Origin of the sequence: Microbacterium canaveralium, from assembly GCF_047238045.1 — a bacterium.
In the GTDB taxonomy this organism is placed as follows: domain Bacteria; phylum Actinomycetota; class Actinomycetes; order Actinomycetales; family Microbacteriaceae; genus Microbacterium.
In genome coordinates this window covers 2,537,199-2,558,481 of sequence record NZ_JBDFMA010000003.1, presented here as the reverse complement: position 1 = coordinate 2,558,481, position 21,283 = coordinate 2,537,199, and the positions used below count along the sequence as shown (strand labels likewise).

Genomic DNA, 21,283 nt, shown 5'->3' with positions numbered 1-21,283 from the left:
CGTCGATGGCGACTCCGCCTCGACCCCCTCAGTCAAGCGTCACATTGTCTCGACGGTGTTACCGCTCGATCACCGTGTCGCGTCGCTGCACCGAGCATCTCCGGGGCGCTCACGCGCGATCGGGCACTCCGCCCACGGCCAGCGCGTGCAGCATCGTCGACAGGTTCCCGATCTCGTCGACCGACCAATCGGCCAGTGCCTCATAGAGGCGACTCTCGTGGGGGGCGCGGGCGTCGCGGAGACGCTCGTGCCCGATCTCGGTGACGGCGATGAGCCTCGAACGCCGATCGTTCGGGTCAAGAGTGCGCGTGACCAGACCGGCAGCCTCGAGGTCGCTGATCGAACGGCTGAGGAATCCCTTGTCGGTGGCGAGTCGTTCGGCCAGAGCCGAGAGCGTGATCGGCCCGAACCGGCTCACGACCGACAGCGTCTTGAAGGTCGCCGGGAGCATCCCGGGGCTGACCCGTTCCGCCGCTTCGGCGACGTAGCGGCGGAACGTGGTCATGAGCTCCGAGAACGACGATTCGAGCGCGTTCACGGCCGCCTGCCGCTCGGCGTCGTCTTCGTTGGTCACGTCACCCATCCTCCCCCATCGGGGCGTTCGAACGGGTGTCGCGACGGGAAGTGGCATCCGCCGTCGAGACGGTTCCGGTCGTGGCGAGCACGGCCATCCCCTCCGGGACGGACACGGTCGCAAGGTCGGCTTCGCTGGCGGCGACCCGTTCGGACGTCGTCATGCGCGTGAGCGGGCGGTTCGGCAGGAACAGGATGGCGATGAGGCTCACGATCGCCACCGGCACCGCGATGAGGAAGGAATGCGCGATGGACTGGGCGTAGATGTCCTCGACGATCACGCGCACCGTGTCGGGCAGGCTCGACACCTGCGGGATCGTGCCGGACTGCAGCGCCTGCGCGACCGGCGCTCCCGCCGAGCCGAGGCCCACGATCGCGGCCTGCAGATCGGCGGCGCGGTCGGTGAACAGGGTCGTCGCCGTGCTGGCGAGCACCGCGCCCATGACGGAGACGCCGATGGTGCCCCCCAGGCTGCGGAAGAACGTCACGCCGGAGCTCGCGGCGCCCATACGCGCCGGGTCGGCGGTGTTCTGCACGATGAGGACGAGGTTCTGCATCGTCATGCCGACACCCGCGCCGAGCAGGAACATGTACACCGAGACCAGGGCGAAGTTCGTGTCGTAGTGGATCGTGGAGAGCAGATAGGTGCCCGCGATCAACAGCGCGCCACCGGCGATGAGGAACGGCTTCCAGTGGCCCAGGCGTGTGATGAGCGCACCGACGATGACGGATGCCAGGAGCAGGCCCGCGATCATCGGGATCGTCATGACGCCGGCCTGCGTGGGCGTGGCGCCCCGCGCCATCTGCATGTACTGGCTGAGGAACACCGAGGTGCCGAACATCGCCAGACCCGTGGCGATCGACGCGATCGTGGCGAGAGTGAACGTGGCGTCGCGGAAGAGCGTCAGCGGCACGAGCGGCTCGGACGAGCGCAACTCGACGACGATGAACAGGATCGCGGCGAGCACGGCGCCGCCGACCATGAGCAGGGTCTCGGTGCTGGCCCAGTCGAACGTGCGGCCCGCGTTGGTCACCCAGATCAGCAGAAGCGACACGGCGGTGGAGAGGAGGACGATGCCGAGGTAGTCGATCTTGACCTTGCGCTTGGCCCGAGCCGGGAGGTGCAGGGTCCGCTGCTGGATGAGCAGCGCCGCCACCGCGAAGGGCAGGGCGACGAAGAAGTTGAAGCGCCAGCCGAAGGCATCCGTGATGACGCCGCCGAGAAGCGGTCCGCCGACGGTGGCGACGGCCATCACGGCACCGAAGAGGCCCATGTAGCGACCGCGCTCGCGCGGGCTGATGATGTCGGCCATGATCACCTGGCTGAGCGCGGCGAGACCGCCCGCTCCGAGGCCCTGAACGGCGCGGAACGCGATGAGCATGTCGGTGTTCTGCGAGAAGCCGGCGGCGGCGGTCGCGAGGACGAAGATGGCGATCGCGACCTGGATGAGGACCTTGCGGTTGAACAGGTCGGCGAGCTTGCCCCAGATGGGCGTGGAGATCGCGGTCGTGAGCAGGGTCGCGGTGATGACCCAGGTGTAGGCGTTCTGATCGCCCGACAGGTCGTGGACGATCACCGGCAGCGACGTCGAGACGACGGTCGAGGCCAGCATCGACACGAACATGCCGAGCAGCAGTCCGATGAGGGCGGGGAGCACACGCCGCGGCGCGGCGGTCTCGGGGACGGATGAGGTCATGCGGAGCTCTCCAGGGGAGGAAGAAGGATGCCGCGACATCGTCGGCGCGTTAGTTGACGAAGATCAACTATACGCCGGATGTTTGATTTGCGTCAACTATCCCTCGAGCAGTGCGAGAGCGCGATACCTCTCCGTGGGTTCGGGGCGCGGCACCGGTGCGCGGCCCGCCGTGGTGCGGCGGTACAGCTCATCGATGAGCGAGGTGGCCAGCCGCACGAGCGAGGCGATCTCCTTCTCGTCGCGGTCGACCCACTGGCATCGGGGCTCGTCGTCGACGGGGACGAATCCGTCGTGCTGCTCCCACGCGACCAGAGTGCGCTCCGCGCCCAGCACGTGCTGCTGCCACCACACCTGCCGCAGGTACGTGCGGGGGATCGAGCGCCATGACTTGTTCGTCGTCTTGATCTCCGCCAGGACGATGCGCCCCTCGGCATCCACGACCACCCCGTCCGGGGTCGCCAGGTGACGCTTCTCCACGACCGCGTGATACAGCGCCGACGAGGGCTGGATGCCATGCGTGGCCGCGACCCACGCGGCGATCTCGGGTTCGCGCCGACGGCCGTGAGCCGTATAGGCGTTGCCGGAGAAGTTCGACCCGAGGAGCTTGGCATCCGCCGCCCGCGCGATCGCGTTGGCGCTGGTGAGGGTCGCGACGTCGGTCGCCGTGATGCCGCGCGAACGCGCCCGGATCCACGCGACCCGGTCACGGGAATCCGCGACGATCCGCGCCTCGAGGTCGGCGCTGCGGGAGGCGACGAGCTCGGGGGACATACGTTCGACCCTAACCCCGCGGCGCCCGCGGTCCCGCCCGGTGCCTCGGCGTGCCGCGGGCTCGGCCCGGGCGGCGGGGGCGGCGGGCGGTGGTGGCTGAGCGCGCGGCGGCGAGATGACCCGTGTATGCCGAATGGACCGAGGTGAACCGGGTTTGCGGGTCCTCTCGGGGAACGGAGGTCATCTCGGCACCGTTGAGAGTGGTCCTGCACAGGTGGTGGAATGCGAAGAATCTCCACGGATGCCGGAGGACGCGGGGCCGTGAGAGGAGGCGCGCGGCACGATCGGGGGATGCACGGAGGCGCGGTGGGGGACAGTTCAACGTTGGACTTGTTCACGCGGCAAGACCTGATCTCACGGGACGTGACCGACGCGGAACTCGCGCAATCCACGGGTGGAGGCCGATGGCTTCGGCTCCAGTCCGGTGTCTACGTCGATCGCGCCGCGTACCTCGGACTGAGGTCGGCCGACCAGCACCGAATGCTCATCCTCGCGGCAATGCGGCGCACGCGCGACGGCTCCGCGGTGGTCTCGCACCTGTCCGCCAGCGTCCTACACGGGCTCCCGCAGTACCGTTTCGCGGACCGGCCGGTGGAAGTGACGGTGGCCGCCCAGGTCGGGGCGACCAGTAGACCGGGGCTCCGTCGTCATCTCGACCTCATCGACCGGGAGGACGTCACGTCGGTCGACGGCATTCCGTGCACGACTCTTGACCGCACGGTCTTCGATGTCGCGCGGACGATGCCTCTGGAGACGTCGGTCGCGTGCGCGGACGCGGCACTCCGACGCGAATCGATGGTCGCGCGACGCTTCGATGCCGTAGCCCAGGAAGCGTGGCGTGAACGCCTGCGCGAGAGAGCTGCGCGAAGACCGGGGGTGCGGGGCATACGGCGGGCTCGCTGGGTCATCGAGTTCGCGGACGGGAGAGCTGAGTTGCCCGGGGAGAGTGTCAGCCGGCTGCAGTTGTTTCGCCTCGGCTTCCGCGACTTCCACCTGCAGGTCCCGGTGCCGGGGCCGAGGGGCGCGGACTACTTCGTCGACATCGGCTTGCCGGAGATCCGCACGTTCTGGGAGTTCGACGGTGAGGTGAAGTACCGAGACCCGTCGATGCGCGGCGGTCGTTCGCTCGAGCAGGTTCTGATCGACGAGAAGAGGCGAGAGGACTGGATCCGCGGCCTGACTCAGTGGCGTGTGTGCCGCGGCAATTTCTCCGACGTCGCAACCCCCGAGGCGCTCGCCGAGCGCCTCGGGGCGTTCGGCGTGCTGACCGGCGCCAAGCGCGCGTCGAGATGACTCCCGTTTGTCGAGAGGACTCGAGACTCGGGCGAAACGCAGGCCATCTCGCGAAACAAGGGCGATCTGGGGTGGCGTACGGCGGGGCGGGGCGGGGTGGCGCGGGGCGGGGCGGGGCGGGGCGGCGCGGCGGGCCGGCGCGGCGGGGCGGCCCGGCGCGCGGCGGGCCGGCGGAGGGGCGCGGCGGGCCGGCGGCGGGCGGGGCGGATTTGGCGGGGGCGGGGATGCCGGGTACAGTGGAGCCAAGCCAAAGACCGCCGGTCATCGTCGTGCGTGCACGAAGATCGAAGCGTCTGCCGAAAGGCAGAGGACCTGCGCAGGTGACATGAAACTCCTCCCGATCGGGATTCCGAGCTCCGTGCGCCTGCGCCGGAGCTCTTCTTTTTTGCCGTCGCCCGGTGTCTTGGCCGGCGCCCCGCTTCCGCGGAGCGCCTCGTACACACAAGGAGTGGCCATGGCGCAGAAGGACGCATCGGTCGCCGAGCTCACGAAGCACTTCGAGAACTCGACTGCCGTTCTGCTGACCGAGTACCGCGGTCTGACGGTTGCCCAGCTCAAGCAGCTGCGCAACGACATCCGTCAGGACGCGGAGTACGCCGTGGTGAAGAACACGCTGACCAAGATCGCCGCTGCCAACGCGGGGGTCACGGGACTGGACGACGAGCTCAAGGGCCCGTCTGCCATCGCGTTCGTGCACGGCGACCCCGTCGCCGTCGCGAAGGGCCTGCGTGCCTTCGCCAAGGCTAACCCTCAGCTCGTGGTGAAGGGCGGCTACTTCGATGGCGCCGCTCTGACCGCGGATGAGGTCAACAAGCTCGCCGATCTCGAGAGCCGTGAAGTCCTGCTGGCGAAGCTCGCCGGTGCGATGAAGGCGACGATGACCAAGGCGGCATACGTCTTCCAGGCGCTTCCGTCGAAGGCCGTTCGCACGGTCGACGCGTTGCGCGAGAAGCAGGACACCGCGGCCTGACCCGGCCCGGATGACAATCCCGATCAAGGAGAAACACAATGGCTAAGCTCAGCACCGAAGAGCTGCTTGACGCGTTCAAGGAGCTCACCCTCATCGAGCTCTCCGAGTTCGTCAAGGCGTTCGAGGAGACGTTCGACGTCACCGCCGCCGCCCCCGTGGCCGTGGCCGGCCCCGCCGCCGGTGGCGCTGCCCCCGCCGAAGAGGTCGAGGAGAAGGACTCGTTCGACGTCGTCCTCGAGGCCGCCGGTGACAAGAAGATCCAGGTCATCAAGGTCGTCCGCGAGCTCACCTCGCTCGGCCTCGGCGAGGCCAAGGCCGTCGTCGACGGTGCCCCCAAGGCCGTGCTCGAGGGCGCGAACAAGGAGACCGCCGACAAGGCGAAGGAAGCCCTCGAGGCTGCCGGCGCCACGGTGACCCTCAAGTAATTCCCGCACTTCGCGGAGACGAAGGCCCGGATGCCACTGGCATCCGGGCCTTCGTTCGTCTCCGGGGCGACGGCGAGGCCGATGTTCACCGACTCGAAACATCCGAGTCTGGGAAATCGATATGTCTTCGTTTACGGTCGAAGGGACCCCCCGTCGATCCCCCACCCGACGTCGCTCTGTCGCGCGTCGGTCCTTGGAGACCCATGCATCACGCACCCTCCCGCGCGCCCGCGCGCCGATTCACCACGACCCTCAGCGCCGTCCTCGGCGCCGCATTGCTCGGATCCGCTCTGGTCCCTGCCCCCGCGTTCGCCGCCGACGGCCCCCGGGTGGTGATCAACGAGGCCTACCTGAAGGGCGGGAGCGCCGGCGCGCCGTTCACGAAGAAGTTCGTCGAGCTCTACAACGCCGGCGACACCGTCCAGGACCTGACCGGGTGGTCGCTGCAGTACCGCTCCGCAGCGAACGTCGCCGCCCCGAACGGCGCGAACACGCAGCCGCTGAGCGGATCGATCGCGCCCGGCGGGTACTACCTCATCGGGCTCCCCGGCAACGGGACGAACGGTGCCGAGCTGCCCACCCCCGACCTCACGAGCACGGGACTGAACCCGTCGGGTACGACCGGGCAGCTGTTCCTCGCCAACGTCGCCGAATCGCTCGCCCTGCCCGCGGGGGACGTGGACGACTCCCGCGTCGTGGACTTCCTCGGATACGGCGCCGGCGTGGCCTTCGAAACGGCTCCGGCTGTGGTGGACGGGTCGACCACGACTCCGAACTCGCTCGTGCGGACGGGCTTCGCTGACACGGACGACAATTCCGCCGACTTCACCAACGCCACGACAGTCACGCCGCAGGCCTCGGGCACGACGCCCGCGCCCGAGCCGACGGATCCTGAGCCGACGGACCCCGAGCCGACCGATCCTCCGACCGACGAGCCGACGACCCCCGGCACGGTCGTGCCGATTCGCGACATCCAGGGCACGGGCGCGTCCTCGCCGCTGGCAGGCAGCACGGTCACGACGCGGGGCGTCGTCACGGCGGCCTACCCGACGGGCGGATACAACGGCTTCTACATCCAGACGCCCGGGACCGGCGGGAACATCGACCTGGCCACGCACACCGCGTCCGACGCCCTCTTCGTCTTCGGATCGGCCGCGACGGCCACGGTGAACAAGGGCGACTACGTCGAGGTCACGGGCAAGGTGTCCGAGTACAACTCCCTGACCGAGATCTCCGCGGCGGCGGACGGAGTGCGTGTGCTCGACGAGCTCGCTGAGGCCGTCCAGCCCGCCGCGATCGCCTGGCCCGCCACCGAAGACGAGCGCGAGAAGTTCGAGGGCATGCTCCTCGCTCCGACGGGCGACTTCACCGTCACGGACAACTACGACACCAACCGGTTCGCCATCCTGGGGCTCGCCGCTGGTACGACGCCGCTGCGGACCCCGACGGACGTCGCGCGCCCGGGGACGGAGGAGTACGACACCGCGGTAGCCGAGAACGCGGCCCGTGGCGTGATCCTCGACGATGGCGCCTCCGTGAACTACCTCACCACGGGTAAGAACGACCCGCTGCCGTACGTGTCGCTCGAGAATCCGGTGCGCGTCGGCGCGGCCGTGACGTTCCAGACCCCGGTGATCCTGGAGTTCCGCAACAAAGTGTGGACGTTCCAGCCCACCGAGCAGCTCACCGTCGCCAACGCCGGTACCGTCCAGCCCGCATCGTTCGAGAACACGCGGACGAGCGCGCCCGAGGCTGTCGGCGGCAACGTCAAGATCTCGAGCTTCAACGTGCTGAATTACTTCACCACGACCGCCGAGAGCGTCGGCTGCACCTCGACCTACGAAGACCGCGCGGGCAACCCGATCACCGCGGACACGTGCCCGAACAACGGTCCGCGAGGCGCGGCGAACGACGAGAACCTCCAGCGGCAGCAGGCGAAGATCGTCGCGGCCATCAACGGCCTCGGCGCCGACGTCGTCTCGCTCGAAGAGATCGAGAACTCGGCGCAGTTCGGCAAGGACCGCGACGCGGCGCTGTCGACCCTCGTCGGTGCGCTCAACGCGGCTCTCGGTGCGGAGCAGTGGGCCTTCGTGCCTTCGCCCGCAGCCCGGCCCGCGTCCGAGGACGTCATCCGCACGGCCTTCATCTACAAGAAGGCGATGGTGGCACCGGTCGGCGACAGCGTCATCCTGGACGACCCCGCGTTCGCCAACGCTCGTCAGCCGCTCGCGCAGGCCTTCGCCCCGGTCGGCGACCCGGATGCCAAGATCCTCGCGATCGTGAACCACTTCAAGTCGAAGGGGTCGAGCGACGACGCGACCGGTGACAACGCCGATGACGGCATGCAGGGCGCCTTCAACGGCGATCGCGTTCGCCAGGCGGACGCCCTCGGCAACTTCGCGAAGGAGCGGTCGGCCGCGGTCGGTACGGACGACGTGTTCCTCCTCGGCGACTTCAACGCCTACACGAAGGAAGACCCGATCGAGAAGCTCCGCTCGTTCGGCTTCGAGCCGCTCGAGGCGGGGACCGGCAAGTACTCGTACTCGTACGACGGGCAATCCGGCTCGCTCGACCACATCCTGGCGTCGCCCTCGGCGCGCGAGCTGGTCACCGGAACCGACATCTGGAACATCAACGCCGTCGAGGCGCTCGCCCTGGAGTACAGCCGCTACAACTACAACGCGCTGAACTTCTACGACACCTCGCCCTACCGCTCCAGTGACCACGACCCGGTGATCGTGGGTCTGGACCTGTCGTCGACGACCGACATCAACCTTCTCGGCATCAACGACTTCCATGGCCGCATCGATGCCAACACGGTGAAGTTCGCCGGCACGATCGAGCAGCTGCGCGCCGAGTACGGTGACGGCAACTCGCTGTTCCTCTCCAACGGCGACAACATCGGCGCCTCGGTGTTCGCCTCGTCGGAGTTCGGCGACAAGCCGACCATCGACGTGTTGAACGCGCTCGGCCTGGCCGCGTCGGGCACCGGCAACCACGAGTTCGACAAGGGTGCTGACGACCTCACCGGTCGGGTCTCCGACCTTGCGGACTTCCCCTACCTCGCCGCGAACGTCTTCAAGGACGGTCAGCCGATCCTGCCGGGCTACGCGATCTTCGAGGTCGACGGGGTGCGCGTGGGCGTCGTGGGCGCGGTCACACAGCAGACCCCCACCCTGGTGACTCAGAGCGGAATCGTCGGTATCGAGTTCCGTGACCCCGTCGCCGAGGTGAACCGCGTCGTGGCCGAGATCGACGACCAGGTCGACGTGATCGTGGCGCAGTACCACGAGGGCACCGAGCTGGGTGACGCGAACGCGACGCTCGAGCAGGCCGTCGCCGACGGCGGGGTGTTCGCGAGGATCGTGAACGACACCGCCCCGGCGGTGGATGCCATCTTCACCGGGCACACGCACGCGAAGTACGCGTGGGAAGCCCCTGTCCCGGGTGCGGAGCGCACGCGCCCGATCCTGCAGACGGGCAGCTACGGCGAGAACATCGGGCAGATCGTGCTGAAGGTGGACGAGGCCGGTGACGTCGTCGACTACACGGTTCGCAACGTGCCGCGCCTGGCCGCGGTCGAGCCCGAGACGAGCGCCGAACTCGACGCGCGCCTGATCGCGACCTACCCGCGGGTGAAGGAGGTCAACGACATCGTCACCGCGGCGCGCGCGGAAGCGGATGTCGTCGGCCGGGTGCCCGTCGGTTCGGTCACGGCCGACATCACCACCGCCTTCCAGGACGGCGGCTACGTCGACGGTGTGTACGCCGGCGGGAAGCGGGATGACCGGTCCAAGCCGTCGGCGCTCGGAGGGCTCGTGGCCGACGCGCTCCTCTGGAAGCTGTCGGACCCGACGCTGGGCGGGGCCGACCTGGCCGTCGTGAACCCGGGCGGTCTGCGCGACGAGCTGCTCTACGGGGAGGATGGCGTCATCACCGTGGCAGAGGCCAACGCGGTCCTGCCGTTCGTCAACAACCTGTGGACGACGACCCTCACGGGTGACCAGCTGCGGCTCATGCTGGAGCAGCAGTGGGGCGATGCATCGGGCCGGGGGACGACGAACCTCGCGCTCGGGGTGTCGGAGAACGTCCGCTACACCTATGACGCGTCCCGGCCCGCCGGGCAGCGCGTGTCGGGCATCTGGATCGACGGGGCCCCCGTCGACCCGGCCGCCGAGTACCGCGTCGGCTCGTTCAGCTTCCTCCTCCAGGGCGGGGACAGCTTCTCGGTGTTCCGCGAAGGGACCGACACCCGCGACTCCGGTCTGATCGACCGCGACGGCTGGTTCGACTTCCTGCGGAAGAACCCGGGTCTCACCCCCGATTTCACCGCCCGCGCGGTGCAGGTCTCGGGTGTCCCCGCCCAGGTGGAGCGCGGCGGATCGGCGACCTTCGCGGTCTCGAACCTCGACCTCACGTCGCTCGGTGCCCCGGCCCACACGTCGCTGTCGGCGACGCTCGGCGCCGGTCAGACCGTCGAGGTCCCGGTCGTCGGCGGCGCGGCGACGGTCACGGTCGCGGTTCCCGCCACCGCCCCCGACGCGCTCGACCTGCAGCTCATGGCGCAGCCCACCGGAACGTCGGTCACGGTGCCGCTCCGGGTCGTCGACCCGGGCGCGGGTGCGGGTGAGGGTGAGAACGCGCCGTCCGGCGGCTCGCTGGCCGTCACCGGCACCGACGGGGCGTGGCTGGGCGCGGGTGTCCTCGCCGCTCTGGCGCTCCTCGGTCTCGGCGTCGTGGTGCGGCGCCGGTCGGTGCGACAGCCCGACTGACCCACATGGGACGGGACCCCGGATGCCTGGCATCCGGGGTCCCGTTCGTGTCACAGTGCGCGCGGGGGAGCGGTCGACGCGCGCACGACCAGCCGCGTGTCGACGGTGCTCCGGGGTGGCGGCTCCTCGCCCTCGAGCATCGACAGGAGCAGACGCGTCGCCTCGACGCCCTGCGCTCCGGGATACTGCTCGATCGTCGTCAATGCGAACATCTCCGCGTAGTCGTGCCCGTCGATGCCGACCACGCTCAGCTCGGTGGGGACGGAGATGCCCATGCGGCGCGCCGCGATGATGACGCCGACGGCCACTTCGTCGCACGCCGCGACGACACCGGTGGGCCGCGAGGCCGCGTCGGCGAGGAAGGATGCCGCGGCGGCGTACGCGTCGGTGATCGTGAGTGTCGACGGGACGTTCCGGATACGCACCGCGAGCCCGCTGTCGGCCATGGCGTTGCGGTACCCGATCGAGCGCTCGTCGACGTCGCGCGCGGGGGCGTCCGTGGGCGGGGTGCTGCCGACGAACGCGATGTCGGTGTGCCCCAGCGCGATGAGGTGCTGCGTGATGATGCGGGTGATGCCGACGTTGTCCAGGCCGAGCGTCGGAATGCCCTGCAGAGGGTTCCCGATGCACACCGTCGGCTTGTCGATCGCGAGGAGGCGCTCGAGGTCGGTGTCGCCGGGCTCGAGCGCGACGGCGATGATGCCGTCGAATCTCTTGCGCGCGAGATACGTGGAGTACAGGCTCTCGCGGTCGCGGGAACCGGGCTCGGCGACGTAGAGCGTGACGTCGTACCCCTGCGAGATGAGCGAGCGTTCGACGCCTTCGATGATGGCGCCGAAATACCAGCGGTTGACCTTGGGGACGATGAGCGCCACCGTGCGCGTGCGGCCCGTTGCCAGGCTCACGGCGCTGGTCGAAGGGACATAGCCGAGGGATGCCGCGGCGTCGGTGACGCGCCGACGTGTGTCGTCGGAGACGTAGCCGCCGCCTGTCAGCGCGCGGCTTGCCGTCGACTTGGACACGCCCGCCAGGCGTGCCACATCGGCGATTCCGCTCATGAGCCGTCTTCCTTGAAGCTGGTCAACGTCCGTGTCGACGTCAGAAAGAGTATCCGACAATTCCACAAACTGGAACCGGTTCCTGCACCGTGACGCGGCGAAAGGGCGCGGGAATCCGCCAGTTATTGACTCGTGACCAAAGATTGTTGCGCAACGCGTTGTTCTCCCTTACGGTGATCTGGAATCGGTTCCCGACAGGTTCCGATGCACAGAACTCAAAGAGGAGAAATCACATGGGCATGTCACAGCGGTATCGCCTCCTGGCTCCCGTCGGGCTGTTGGCGGTCGGTGCGATCGCGCTCGCGGGCTGCGCCGAGGGCGACTCGAGCGGCTCCGGCGGTTCCAGCGAGGGGGCCACCGTTCGGATCTCCGGCGGCATCACCGGTACCGAGGCCGACGCGCTGAACCAGAGCTTCGATCAGTTCACCAAGGACACCGGCATCAAGGTCGTGTACACCGGTGACAAGAGCTTCGAGGGCAACATCGTCACCAAGGTGTCGGGCGGCGACGCTCCCGACATCGCCATCGTTCCGCAGCCCGGCCTGCTCAAGACCCTGATCGGCACCGGTGAGGTCCAGAAGGCCTCTGACGCCGTCTCGGCCAATGTCGACGAGTACTGGGGCGAGGACTGGAAGTCGTACGGCACCGAGGACGGCACCTTCTACGCCGCTCCGATGCTCGCCAACTTGAAGGGCTACGTGTGGTACTCGCCGGCGAAGTTCGCTGAGTGGGGCGTCGAGATTCCCAAGACGTTCGACGAACTCCTCACCCTCACGCAGACGATTCAGCAGAAGACGGGTGCCGCACCGTGGTGCGCCGGTTTCGCGTCCGACGCCGCTTCGGGGTGGCCGGGCACCGACTGGATCGAGGACATGGTTCTGCGTCAGTCGGGTCCCGAGGTCTACGACCAGTGGGTCGCCAACGAGGTCAAGTTCACCGACCCGCAGATCAAGCAGGCCTTCGACGCGGTGGGGGAGATCCTTCTGAACCCGTCGTACGTCAACGCCGGCTTCGGTGACGTCAAGAGCATCAACTCGACGGCGTTCGCCGACGTCGCCGCCAAGGTCGCCGACGGCAGCTGCCCGATGACGCACCAGGCGTCCTTCCTCTCGGCCAACTTCCTCACGGTCAAGACGGCTTCGGGTGAGACGCCCACCATCGCCCCCGACGGTGATGTCTATGCGTTCCTCCTCCCGGGCGTCAAGGAGGGCGAGCTGGCCGTCGAGGGTGGCGGCGAGTTCGTTGCGGCCTTCTCCGAGGACGAGAGCGTTCAGAAGGTCGTCGAGTACATGTCGACCCCCGAGTTCGCCGATGCCCGTGTCAAGCTCGGTGGCGTCATCTCCGCCAACAAGGGTGCCGACCCGTCCCTGGCCTCCAGCGAGTTCCTCACCGAGGCGATGAAGACGCTGCAGGACCCGAAGACCACGCTCCGCTTCGACGCGTCGGACCTCATGCCGGCCACCGTGGGTGCCGGTTCGTTCTGGAAGGGCATGGTCAGCTGGATCGACGGCACGCCCACCGACGAGGTGCTCAGCAACATCCAGGCCGGTTACAACAACTGACCTCGATCCCCTGACCGGTGGGCCGTCCGCTTCGGCGGGCGGCCCACCGGTACCGTAAGCCTCACGGTGCCGCAGTGCGGCCCGTCCGACGATGAACACGACGGTGTGTTCGGGAGGGAAGTCATGACCCAGCTCAGGCAGGCGGAGAAGCCCTCGGCATCTCCCCGACGCGAGGCGCCGGATGCCGCGACGGCAGCCCGCGATCTCGCACGAAGGCATCGGACGACCGTGATGGTCGTCGTCATCGCGCTCATCGCCGCGGTGGCACTGTTCCTCTTCATGGTCACGCGGGCACCGTCCGAGACCAGGCCGACGACGATCGGCATCTCCCTCAACAGCTTCTTCCAGACGCTGGGCGGGATGAATCCGCTGGTGCAGATCCCGCTCATCCTCCTCGTGTTCGGCGCGGTCGTGGGTCTGCTGCTGCTCCTCATCGAGTACGCACCGCGGTCGGGCACGGGATATTTCTGGCTCCGACTGGTCGCGTGCTTCGGCATCCCGATCCTGGCGTTCATGCTGCTTCGCCCGTACCAGAACGCCGTGATCTACGTCCTCGGGATCGCCGTCATCCTCGGTGGCATCCTGTTCTACGCCGACTACCGGTCGCGTCAGGGCGCAGGGTACCTGTTCCAGCTGGTGCTGTTCGCGGCACCGGCCGCGATCCTGCTGCTCATGGGCCTGGTCTACCCGGCGCTGTCGACGCTCGTGCAGTCGTTCATGGACAAGACCGGCGAGAACTTCGTCGGCTTCGAGAACTACGTCTGGACGTTCACCAACCCGGAGGGCTTCTGGTCGGTCATCAACACCCTCATCTGGGTGCTCCTGGCTCCGACCTTCGCCACCGCGATCGGCCTGGCCTACGCCGTCTTCATCGACCGCGCGGCGGGGGAGCGATTCCTCAAGGTCCTCATCTTCATGCCGTTCGCGATCTCGTTCGTCGGTGCGGGCATCATCTGGAAGTTCGTCTACGACTTCCGCCAGGGTGACCAGATCGGCATCCTGAACGCGATCGTGACCGGTCTGGGCGGCGATCCCGTGTCGTGGCTCGCGGCGACCCCGTTGATCAACACCCTCCTGCTGGTCGTGGTGTTCATCTGGAGCCAGACGGGCCTCGCGATGGTCATTCTGTCCGCCGCGATCAAGGCCGTCCCGCCGGAGCAGATGGAGGCCGCCGAACTCGACGGCGCGAACGCCTGGGAGCGTTTCATCAACGTCACTGTTCCCGGCATCCGTTCGTCGCTGATCGTGGTGCTCACCACGATCGCCATCGGCGCGCTGAAGATCTACGACATCGTCGCGGTGATGACCGGTGGTCGCAACGACTCCACCGTCCTCGCCTTCGAGATGGTCAACCAGCAGCAGCGGTTCCAGAGCTACGGGCACTCCGCGGCGCTGGCCGTGGTGCTGTTCCTGTTCGTCCTGCCGCTGATCATTTTCAACGTGCGTCAGATCCGGAAGCAGAGGGAAGTGCGATGACCACCTCCACCGTGGTGCTCGAGCCCACCGAAGACACACGCTCGGCCCGTCAGGTCGCCCGCGACACCCGCCGCCACGAGGCGATGGCGCGCAAGCGTCTCACCTCCAAGGGGGCGACGATCGCGGCGATCGCGATCGCATTCTTCTGGACGATCCCCACCTTCGGCCTCCTGGTGACCTCGTTCCGCCCCGGCTCCGACACCCAGTCGACCGGATGGTGGACCGCCTTCGTCGACCCGTCGTTCACGCTCGAGAATTATCGTCTCGCGCTGACGTCGGGCGGGACGGCGCTGACCCTGGCCGCGTCGTTCCTGAACTCGCTGGCGATCACGATCCCGGTCGTGTTCTTCGCGCTGGCGATCGCGTCGCTCATCGCGTACGCCTTCGCGTGGATCGACTTCAAGGGCCGGAACTTCTTCTTCATCTTCATCTTCGCGCTGCAGATCGTGCCGCTGCAGATGGCCCTCGTTCCGCTGCTCAGCCTGTTCTCGCGCGGACTCACCATCAACGACGTGACGATCTTCCCCGGCTTCGAGCTGCGCGGTATCGAGCACAGCTTCGCGACGGTGTGGATCGCCCACGTGATCTTCGCGATGCCGTTGGCCATCTTCCTGCTGCACAACTTCATCGCCGAGATCCCGCACGAGGTGATCGAGGCGGCCCGTGTCGACGGCGCGGGTCACGGCCAGGTGTTCTTCCGCCTGATCCTGCCTCTCGCGGCTCCCGCGCTGGCGTCGTTCGCGGTGCTGGAGTTCATCTGGGTGTGGAACGACCTGCTCGTGGCGACGATCTTCGCGCCATCGTCCTCGCTACCGCTGACGCAATCGCTGAACTCGCTGTCGGGGACGTGGGGCGACCAGTGGTTCCTGCAGTCGGCGGGAACGTTCATCTCGATCCTCGTTCCGCTCATCGTCTTCTTCCTGCTGCAGCGCTTCTTCGTCCGGGGCCTGCTCGCCGGGGCGACGAAGGGCTGACGCTCGCACGAACACGGAAGGGCGTGGCATCCATCGATCGGATGCCACGCCCTTCGGTGTGTGCGGGACGCGTCAGCCCGCGCAGGACAGACGGGTCTGAATGTCGCGCATCGCGTCGATCTCGGCGGACTGGCCGGTGATGATCGCCTGCGCGACCTCTTTCACGCGCGAATCGCTGCCCAGCTCGATCACGGCCTCGGCCATGGGAATGGCTCCCTGGTGGTGCCGGATCATGAGATCGAGGAAGAGGCAGTCGGCGGGCTGTCCGTCCAGGTCGCGCAGCTGATCGAGCTCGGCATCCGTTGCCATCCCCATCTGGGAGAGCAGGTCGTCCTGCGACAGCGCCGACGTGTCGCCGTGGCTGTGCGCGCCGGAGGAAGCCATCCACTGCATCAGCGGCTGCGACGACGCCTGCGGCACGCCCCACTGCACGAGCCAGCCGAACATCTCGCCGCGCTGGCCGGACTGGGTCGTCGCGATGTCGTACGACAGGGTGCGCAGCTCATCGTCGGAGGTCTTGCGGTAGATCTCCATCGCCATCTGCACCGCCTGGGTGTGGTGGACCTGCATGTCGCGGGCGAAGCCGGCGTCGGCGGACGTGCTCGACGGCGTCACCGGTGCCGCCGTCGCGCCGAACGCCGTGAACCGGCCGACGGCGAAGGCCACGGCGAGAAGCGCGACGACCGCGACGGCGACCACGAGGCGTCGCGTCGTGGGCCGGGCGACGGGGGCGTCGTCGCTCACCTCACTCCCTGCCGGGACCGTCGATCGCACCCGTGCACGCGGCGTTGGGCTCCGGCGCGTTCTGGCTGCGCCAGTACTCGGTGAAGAACTCCTTGATGCGCGGGTCGGCCGGGTCGTCGACCTTGAGCTGGTGGTTCCACGCGCTCACCGCGACGGGGGTGTCCATCCCGGGGTACGGCGAGAGGATCGCGTAGCTGGAGGGCAGGACGGCCTTGAGCGTGTCGATCCCGGCCTCGTCGACGCGCTCCGGGTCGTAGGTGATCCAGATCGCGCCGTGCTCGAGGGAGTGCACCGCGTTCTCGTTCTGCTGCGGTTCGCTGTAGACACCGCAGTTCAGCCAGTACGGATTGTGGGGTCCACCGGCGGGCGGGGTCTGCTCGTAGGTGACCGACCCCTGCACGTGGTCGGAGCGGTTCTGGAACGTCTGGACGCCGTCGATCTCGCGTCCTGTCGTGTTCCCCGCCTGGTAGCTGGGCGCCGGAGCGGGAGCGAAGACGAAGGATGCCACGACGACGGCGATCACGGCCAGGACGGCCGTCGAACCGACGACCCACCACACCACCTTGCTGCGCTTGCGACGCGCGATCTGCTTCTGGTACTCGGCGAGCTTCTCTTGACGCTTCTGCTCGCGTTGCTGCTTGACCGTCAGGTCGATGTCGGCCCGAGTGGCGGGGTTGCCGCTCGTGCGCTTGTCGGGGGAGGGGCTCATGCGGTGTGTGCTGTCTCTCTCTGGGGCGGGAGGCTCGGCGGGCGATGCGCCTAGCCTATGCGGGTGAATGCGGAGACGACCTGAGAGCAACCCCCGAACGGGGGTGGTGATCGGCCGAGATCGCGCGATAAGATAACGACGTCGAATCGATTCGAGGTTCGATGCCCCCCGAAATTTCCGCCCGGTCTGCCGCCGGGCAATCCGTGTTGCAAACGAACGGACGCCGTGCTCGACACCGCCTCTCAGCCCGTGATTCCGCCCTCCTCCCGTGGCGGCTCCCCGACGACGGGTGCCATCCGCGCGCTCGGGAGCAATCCCGAGACCGCCCCGGTGGTCCTTCACCCGGGCGACAGCATCTCGGCGCGGCGTCGTGTCCTCTACATCGTGCTGCTGGGTGCACTGACCGCCCTCGGCCCGTTCACCATCGACCTCTACCTCCCCGCGTTCCCGGTGCTGGAGGCCGATTTCCAGACCTCGGCGGCCGCGATCCAGCTGACGCTGACCGGCACGATGATCGGCTTCGCACTCGGGCAGCTCATCGTGGGTCCCCTCAGTGACAAGGTCGGTCGCCGCATTCCCCTGCTCGCCGTGACCGCGCTGCATGTGGCCGCCAGCGTCTTCGCCGCGCTGTCGCCGACCCTCGGGACGCTCTCGATCGCGCGCGTCCTCATGGGGGCCGGCGCAGCGGCGGGCGGTGTCGTCGCCGCCGCGATCGTCCGTGACCTCTTCGGCGGCCGCCGTCTGGTCGTCATGCTCTCGCGACTCGCGCTGGTCTCGGGCGTCGCCCCGGTGCTGGCGCCCCTGGCCGGGTCGCTGCTGCTCTCGGTGATGCCGTGGCGCGGGATCTTCTGGGTGCTCGCGGCCTACGGGGCCGTGATGCTCGTCTCCGCGATCGCCTTCGTGCCCGAGACGCTGCCCGCTGCGCGGCGCGGCGGCAAGGGCGCCACGACCGTCTGGCAGCGGTACGCCAGCGTGTTCCGTGACCGGGTCTTCGTCGGGGTCCTCGTGATCGGGGCGATGACCTTCAGCGGTCTCTTCTCGTACTTGTCGGCGTCGTCCTTCCTGTTCCAGCAGAGCTACGGCTTCGACGCGCAGCAGTACGGGGTGCTGTTCGCCGCCAACTCGGTCGGTCTCGTGATCGGCGTGCAGGTCGCGTCCCGGCTCGCGGCGCAGTTCGGACCCCAGTGGGTGCTCGCCTTCTCCACCGCGTCGCTCGTGCTGTGGGGAATCGTCATCGTCGTGTTCGATCAGCTCGGTTTCGGACTCTGGGGAACCGTCATCCCGCTGTTCCTGTTCATGACGTCGTGCGGTTTCACGTTCCCGTGCGCGCAGGTGCTCGCGCTCGACCGGCACGGCAAGGCCGCGGGCACGGCGCAGTCGATCATCGGCGCGTCGAACTTCGGCATCGCCGGTGTCATCTCGCCCGTCGTGGGTCTGCTCGCCACGGGTACCGGTATCACCGCCACGACCATGGCATCCGTCATGGTGGGCTGCGCGATCATCGGCGTCCTCGCGCTCTGGCTTCTGGTGCGTCCTCGCACCGTCGCCCGTCTCGCGCCCTGAGCGCCGGTCGAGAACAGTAGCAGAGGGCGGGTCGGCGGGCCCGATGCTCCCCGGAACCCGATCGGACGGGCATCATGGGCCGATGGACCTGCATCCGGAGTACCCGCCGATCGTGAACGTGCGCTCCGAGCGCGTGCGGGCCGTCCTCGGTCTCGTGCTCATCGCTCTCGCGTGCGGACTCGGCGCCTGGGTGTACTTCCGCGGGCCGAGTCCCTTCGCGATCGACGTGTGGTGGAACCAGCTGTTCGCGTCCGCGCCCCTCCAGCCGCTGCTCACGATCGCGCTGGCGATGAACCAGGTCGGTGGATACATCACCGCGATCCTCATCGTCCCGCTCGGGGGAGCGCTCGCGCTCTTCCTCACCGGGCGGCGGTGGACGGCGGTGTACTTCCTCGCGGCGTCCGCGGGAAGCGCGCTGCTCGTCCAGGTGCTCAAGCACACGTTCGGCCGCGCGCGTCCGGAGGACATCCTCGTGCTGGCCGACTACGGCTCCTTCCCCTCGGGACACACCGCGAATGCGGCGACCATCGCGGTCGTGGCGGCGATCGTCTTCCCCACGGTGTGGGTGCGCGTGGCCGGGGCCGCGTGGATCGTCCTGATGGCGTTCAGCCGCACGTACCTGCACGCCCACTGGCTCTCCGACACCGTCGGGGGCGCGCTCGTGGGTGCCGGTGCCGCGCTCGTGCTCGCGGTGGTCTTCTCCCGTCTCCGTGCGCGGGACGACGACCGGGCCACGCTCCGCCGCCGTCGGCGGATTCCGGATGCCGCGTCGTCGGCGCCCTCCTAGGCTGACGGCATGAGCGACACAGCGCCGTCCGTTCCCGGTTCCGCCGACGACCCCGAACTCGCGCGGCTGCGCGCCGAGGCCGAAGCCGCGGAGGCGGAACTGCGCCTGGCCCGCGCCCGTGCCGACCTCGCCGCGGCGGAAGCCGCCGCCGCACGCGCCCGCGCCGCGACGAGCGGTCACGCGGCCGCGGAGCCGGTTCCTGCGGAGCCGGTCCCCGCGGAGACGGCGGTGGAGACGCCGCCGGCGGCACCCGCGGCGCCGCTCCCGGCTGCGGCCGCTCCGCTCACCGACGCGCAGGTCGCCACGATCGCCGCGGGATACACGGGGACAGCGCCCGCCCTCGACCTCGGCGTGCTGGTGAACGGTGAGCCCGTGGCATCCGTTCCCGTCCGCATCCCCCTCGCGATGACGAACCGCCACGGCCTCGTCGCCGGAGCCACGGGAACAGGGAAGACCCGCACACTGCAACTGCTGGCCGAGCAGCTGTCGGCGAACGGCGTGGCCGTCTTCGCGGCGGACATCAAGGGCGACCTCTCGGGTATCGCCGCCCCGGGCGTCGCGAGTGAGAAGCTCCTCGCTCGCACGGCCGCGCTCGGACAGGACTGGTCCCCGCGGGCGTACCCGACGGAGTTCTACGCGCTGGGCGACGACGCCGGGTCGGGGATCCCGGTGCGCGCGACGGTGTCCGGCTTCGGGCCGCTGCTCCTGAGCCGCGTGCTCGGGCTGAACGCCACGCAGGAGTCCAGCCTCGGTCTCGTCTTCCACTACGCCGACGAGAAGGGTCTGGCGCTCGTCGACCTCTCCGATCTGCGCGCCGTTTTGACCTTCCTCACCAGTGACGAGGGGAAGAGCGAGCTGAAGGACCTCGGCGGGCTCTCCGGCGCGACGGCCGGTGTCATCCTGCGTGAGCTCGTCGCGTTCTCCGCCGCGGGGGCGGACACGTTCTTCGGCGAGCCCGAGCTGGACGTCTCCGCCTTCCTGCGCACGACGGCCCAGGGCGAGGGCGTGGTGAGCCTCCTCGAGGTGCCGAACGTCGCGTCGCGCCCGGAGCTCTACTCGACGTTCCTCATGTACCTGCTCGCCGAGCTGTATGAGGTGCTGCCCGAGGTCGGCGACCTCGACAAGCCGAAGCTCGTGTTCTTCTTCGACGAGGCGCACCTTCTGTTCCGCGATGCCTCGAAGGCGTTCCTCGCGGCGATCACCCAGACGGTGCGGCTGATCCGGTCGAAGGGTGTCGGCGTCTTCTTCGTCACGCAGACGCCGAAGGACGTCCCGGGCGACGTGCTCGCGCAGCTCGGCTCGCGCGTGCAGCACGCTCTGCGCGCCTTCACCCCCGACGACGCGACCGCCCTCCGCGCCTCCGTCCGCACGTACCCGGCGTCGGGATACGACCTCGAGCGCGTGCTCCAGGAGCTCGGAACGGGCGAGGCGATCGTGACGGTCATGGACGAGCGCGGCACGCCGACCCCGGTCGCGTGGACGCGGCTGTTCGCGCCGCGGGCGTCGATGTCGCCCATCCCCGCCGACGACCTCGGCGCCGCCGTCTCGGCATCCCCCCTCTTCGCGCAGTACGGCACCCCGATCGATGGGGAGTCGGCGCGCGAGATCCTCGCGGCCCGCATGCAGGCGGCGACCGAGGCGCGCGAGGCCGCCGAACGGGCGAAGCGGGCCGCCGCCGACGAGGCGGAGTACGCCAAGCAGAAGGCCGCGATCGACAAGGCGCACGCGGAAGCGCAGAAGAAGGCGCAACGCGAGTACGACCGGCTCCTCCAGAGCACGGCCGCACCCGCGCGGCGTTCGACGCCGTCCGCGGGGCCGCTGGACGATCTGCTCGGCCGAGGGTCGACGAAGACGATCCTCAACGGCGTGATCCGAGGCATCTTCGGCACGGGTCGCCGCCGCTGATCCG

General features: G+C 68.7%; 16 protein-coding genes. 10 read left to right on the top strand and 6 right to left on the bottom strand.

Going from position 1 to position 21,283, the window contains the following annotated elements; genetic code table 11:
• Positions 1–109 precede the first annotated feature (109 nt).
• From ABC271_RS13210 to ABC271_RS13200, 3 genes are all read right to left on the bottom strand, one after another.
• Positions 110–574 carry a MarR family winged helix-turn-helix transcriptional regulator gene (locus tag ABC271_RS13210; RefSeq protein ID WP_412925301.1) on the bottom strand — a complete coding sequence of 155 codons (465 nt, stop codon included), beginning with the start codon at positions 572–574 and terminating at the stop codon, positions 110–112.
• Position 575: 1 nt separating this feature from the next.
• On the bottom strand, positions 576–2,270 hold the full coding sequence (locus ABC271_RS13205) for an MDR family MFS transporter (protein WP_412925300.1): 1,695 nt from the start codon (positions 2,268–2,270) through the stop codon (positions 576–578).
• Between the two features lie 96 nt (positions 2,271–2,366).
• Entirely contained in the window at positions 2,367–3,041 is a 675-nt protein-coding gene (locus ABC271_RS13200; protein ID WP_412925299.1) for a YqaJ viral recombinase family protein, read from the bottom strand.
• Between the two features lie 363 nt (positions 3,042–3,404).
• Between ABC271_RS13200 and ABC271_RS13195 the strand changes: the two genes are divergently transcribed.
• The 4 genes from ABC271_RS13195 to ABC271_RS13180 all read left to right on the top strand — a co-directional run bounded on the left by ABC271_RS13195 (position 3,405) and on the right by ABC271_RS13180 (position 10,501).
• The gene (locus ABC271_RS13195; protein WP_412925298.1) at positions 3,405–4,334 is read left to right on the top strand and encodes a hypothetical protein; all 930 of its coding nucleotides are present in this window, start codon (positions 3,405–3,407) and stop codon (positions 4,332–4,334) included.
• A 454-nt stretch (positions 4,335–4,788) separates the two neighbouring features.
• Positions 4,789–5,304: a 50S ribosomal protein L10 gene (rplJ, locus tag ABC271_RS13190; RefSeq protein WP_138177968.1), complete on the top strand. Its 516-nt coding sequence runs from the start codon at positions 4,789–4,791 to the stop codon at positions 5,302–5,304.
• A 38-nt stretch (positions 5,305–5,342) separates the two neighbouring features.
• The gene (rplL, locus tag ABC271_RS13185) at positions 5,343–5,729 is read left to right on the top strand and encodes a 50S ribosomal protein L7/L12 (protein ID WP_058232706.1); all 387 of its coding nucleotides are present in this window, start codon (positions 5,343–5,345) and stop codon (positions 5,727–5,729) included.
• Between the two features lie 203 nt (positions 5,730–5,932).
• Positions 5,933–10,501, top strand: a complete 4,569-nt coding sequence (locus ABC271_RS13180; RefSeq protein ID WP_412925297.1) for an ExeM/NucH family extracellular endonuclease — start codon at positions 5,933–5,935, stop codon at positions 10,499–10,501.
• Between the two features lie 50 nt (positions 10,502–10,551).
• Here ABC271_RS13180 and ABC271_RS13175 read toward each other — a convergent pair whose 3' ends face one another.
• The gene (locus ABC271_RS13175; protein ID WP_412925296.1) at positions 10,552–11,559 is read right to left on the bottom strand and encodes a LacI family DNA-binding transcriptional regulator; all 1,008 of its coding nucleotides are present in this window, start codon (positions 11,557–11,559) and stop codon (positions 10,552–10,554) included.
• Positions 11,560–11,792: 233 nt separating this feature from the next.
• On the opposite strand from ABC271_RS13175, the gene ABC271_RS13170 reads away from it, so the two are divergent.
• From ABC271_RS13170 to ABC271_RS13160, 3 genes are all read left to right on the top strand, one after another.
• Positions 11,793–13,121, top strand: a complete 1,329-nt coding sequence (locus tag ABC271_RS13170; protein ID WP_412925295.1) for an ABC transporter substrate-binding protein — start codon at positions 11,793–11,795, stop codon at positions 13,119–13,121.
• Positions 13,122–13,244: 123 nt separating this feature from the next.
• Complete coding sequence (locus tag ABC271_RS13165) at positions 13,245–14,597, top strand: carbohydrate ABC transporter permease (protein WP_412925294.1); 1,353 nt, start codon at positions 13,245–13,247, stop codon at positions 14,595–14,597.
• The gene (locus ABC271_RS13160; protein ID WP_412925293.1) at positions 14,594–15,571 is read left to right on the top strand and encodes a carbohydrate ABC transporter permease; all 978 of its coding nucleotides are present in this window, start codon (positions 14,594–14,596) and stop codon (positions 15,569–15,571) included. Before ABC271_RS13165 ends, ABC271_RS13160 begins: the two co-directional genes overlap by 4 nt.
• Positions 15,572–15,643: 72 nt before the next feature.
• On the opposite strand, the gene ABC271_RS13155 is transcribed toward ABC271_RS13160, so the two are convergent.
• Together ABC271_RS13155 and ABC271_RS13150 are read right to left on the bottom strand one after the other, a co-directional pair.
• A complete protein-coding gene (locus ABC271_RS13155; RefSeq protein WP_412925292.1) occupies positions 15,644–16,315 on the bottom strand; it encodes a DUF305 domain-containing protein in 672 nt (223 codons plus the stop codon).
• Position 16,316: 1 nt separating this feature from the next.
• Positions 16,317–17,024, bottom strand: coding sequence for a thioredoxin-like domain-containing protein (locus ABC271_RS13150; RefSeq protein WP_412925291.1), 708 nt, complete (start codon positions 17,022–17,024; stop codon positions 16,317–16,319).
• Positions 17,025–17,249: 225 nt separating this feature from the next.
• Between ABC271_RS13150 and ABC271_RS13145 the strand changes: the two genes are divergently transcribed.
• The 3 genes from ABC271_RS13145 to ABC271_RS13135 all read left to right on the top strand — a co-directional run bounded on the left by ABC271_RS13145 (position 17,250) and on the right by ABC271_RS13135 (position 21,279).
• Positions 17,250–18,587 carry a multidrug effflux MFS transporter gene (locus ABC271_RS13145; RefSeq protein WP_412925290.1) on the top strand — a complete coding sequence of 446 codons (1,338 nt, stop codon included), beginning with the start codon at positions 17,250–17,252 and terminating at the stop codon, positions 18,585–18,587.
• A gap of 82 nt (positions 18,588–18,669) precedes the next feature.
• Positions 18,670–19,374 carry a phosphatase PAP2 family protein gene (locus ABC271_RS13140; protein WP_412925289.1) on the top strand — a complete coding sequence of 235 codons (705 nt, stop codon included), beginning with the start codon at positions 18,670–18,672 and terminating at the stop codon, positions 19,372–19,374.
• A gap of 9 nt (positions 19,375–19,383) precedes the next feature.
• Positions 19,384–21,279, top strand: a complete 1,896-nt coding sequence (locus tag ABC271_RS13135) for a helicase HerA-like domain-containing protein (protein ID WP_412925288.1) — start codon at positions 19,384–19,386, stop codon at positions 21,277–21,279.
• Positions 21,280–21,283 lie beyond the last annotated feature (4 nt).

Coding starts and splice junctions, on each gene's coding strand:
- ABC271_RS13205 (WP_412925300.1), bottom strand. CDS start 2,270: ATGACCTCATCCGTCCCCGAGACCGCCGCGCCGCGGCGTGTGCTCCCC.
- ABC271_RS13200 (WP_412925299.1), bottom strand. CDS start 3,041: ATGTCCCCCGAGCTCGTCGCCTCCCGCAGCGCCGACCTCGAGGCGCGG.
- rplJ (WP_138177968.1), top strand. CDS start 4,789: ATGGCGCAGAAGGACGCATCGGTCGCCGAGCTCACGAAGCACTTCGAG.
- rplL (WP_058232706.1), top strand. CDS start 5,343: ATGGCTAAGCTCAGCACCGAAGAGCTGCTTGACGCGTTCAAGGAGCTC.
- ABC271_RS13180 (WP_412925297.1), top strand. CDS start 5,933: ATGCATCACGCACCCTCCCGCGCGCCCGCGCGCCGATTCACCACGACC.
- ABC271_RS13175 (WP_412925296.1), bottom strand. CDS start 11,559: ATGAGCGGAATCGCCGATGTGGCACGCCTGGCGGGCGTGTCCAAGTCG.
- ABC271_RS13170 (WP_412925295.1), top strand. CDS start 11,793: ATGGGCATGTCACAGCGGTATCGCCTCCTGGCTCCCGTCGGGCTGTTG.
- ABC271_RS13165 (WP_412925294.1), top strand. CDS start 13,245: ATGACCCAGCTCAGGCAGGCGGAGAAGCCCTCGGCATCTCCCCGACGC.
- ABC271_RS13160 (WP_412925293.1), top strand. CDS start 14,594: ATGACCACCTCCACCGTGGTGCTCGAGCCCACCGAAGACACACGCTCG.
- ABC271_RS13150 (WP_412925291.1), bottom strand. CDS start 17,024: ATGAGCCCCTCCCCCGACAAGCGCACGAGCGGCAACCCCGCCACTCGG.
- ABC271_RS13140 (WP_412925289.1), top strand. CDS start 18,670: ATGGACCTGCATCCGGAGTACCCGCCGATCGTGAACGTGCGCTCCGAG.
- ABC271_RS13135 (WP_412925288.1), top strand. CDS start 19,384: ATGAGCGACACAGCGCCGTCCGTTCCCGGTTCCGCCGACGACCCCGAA.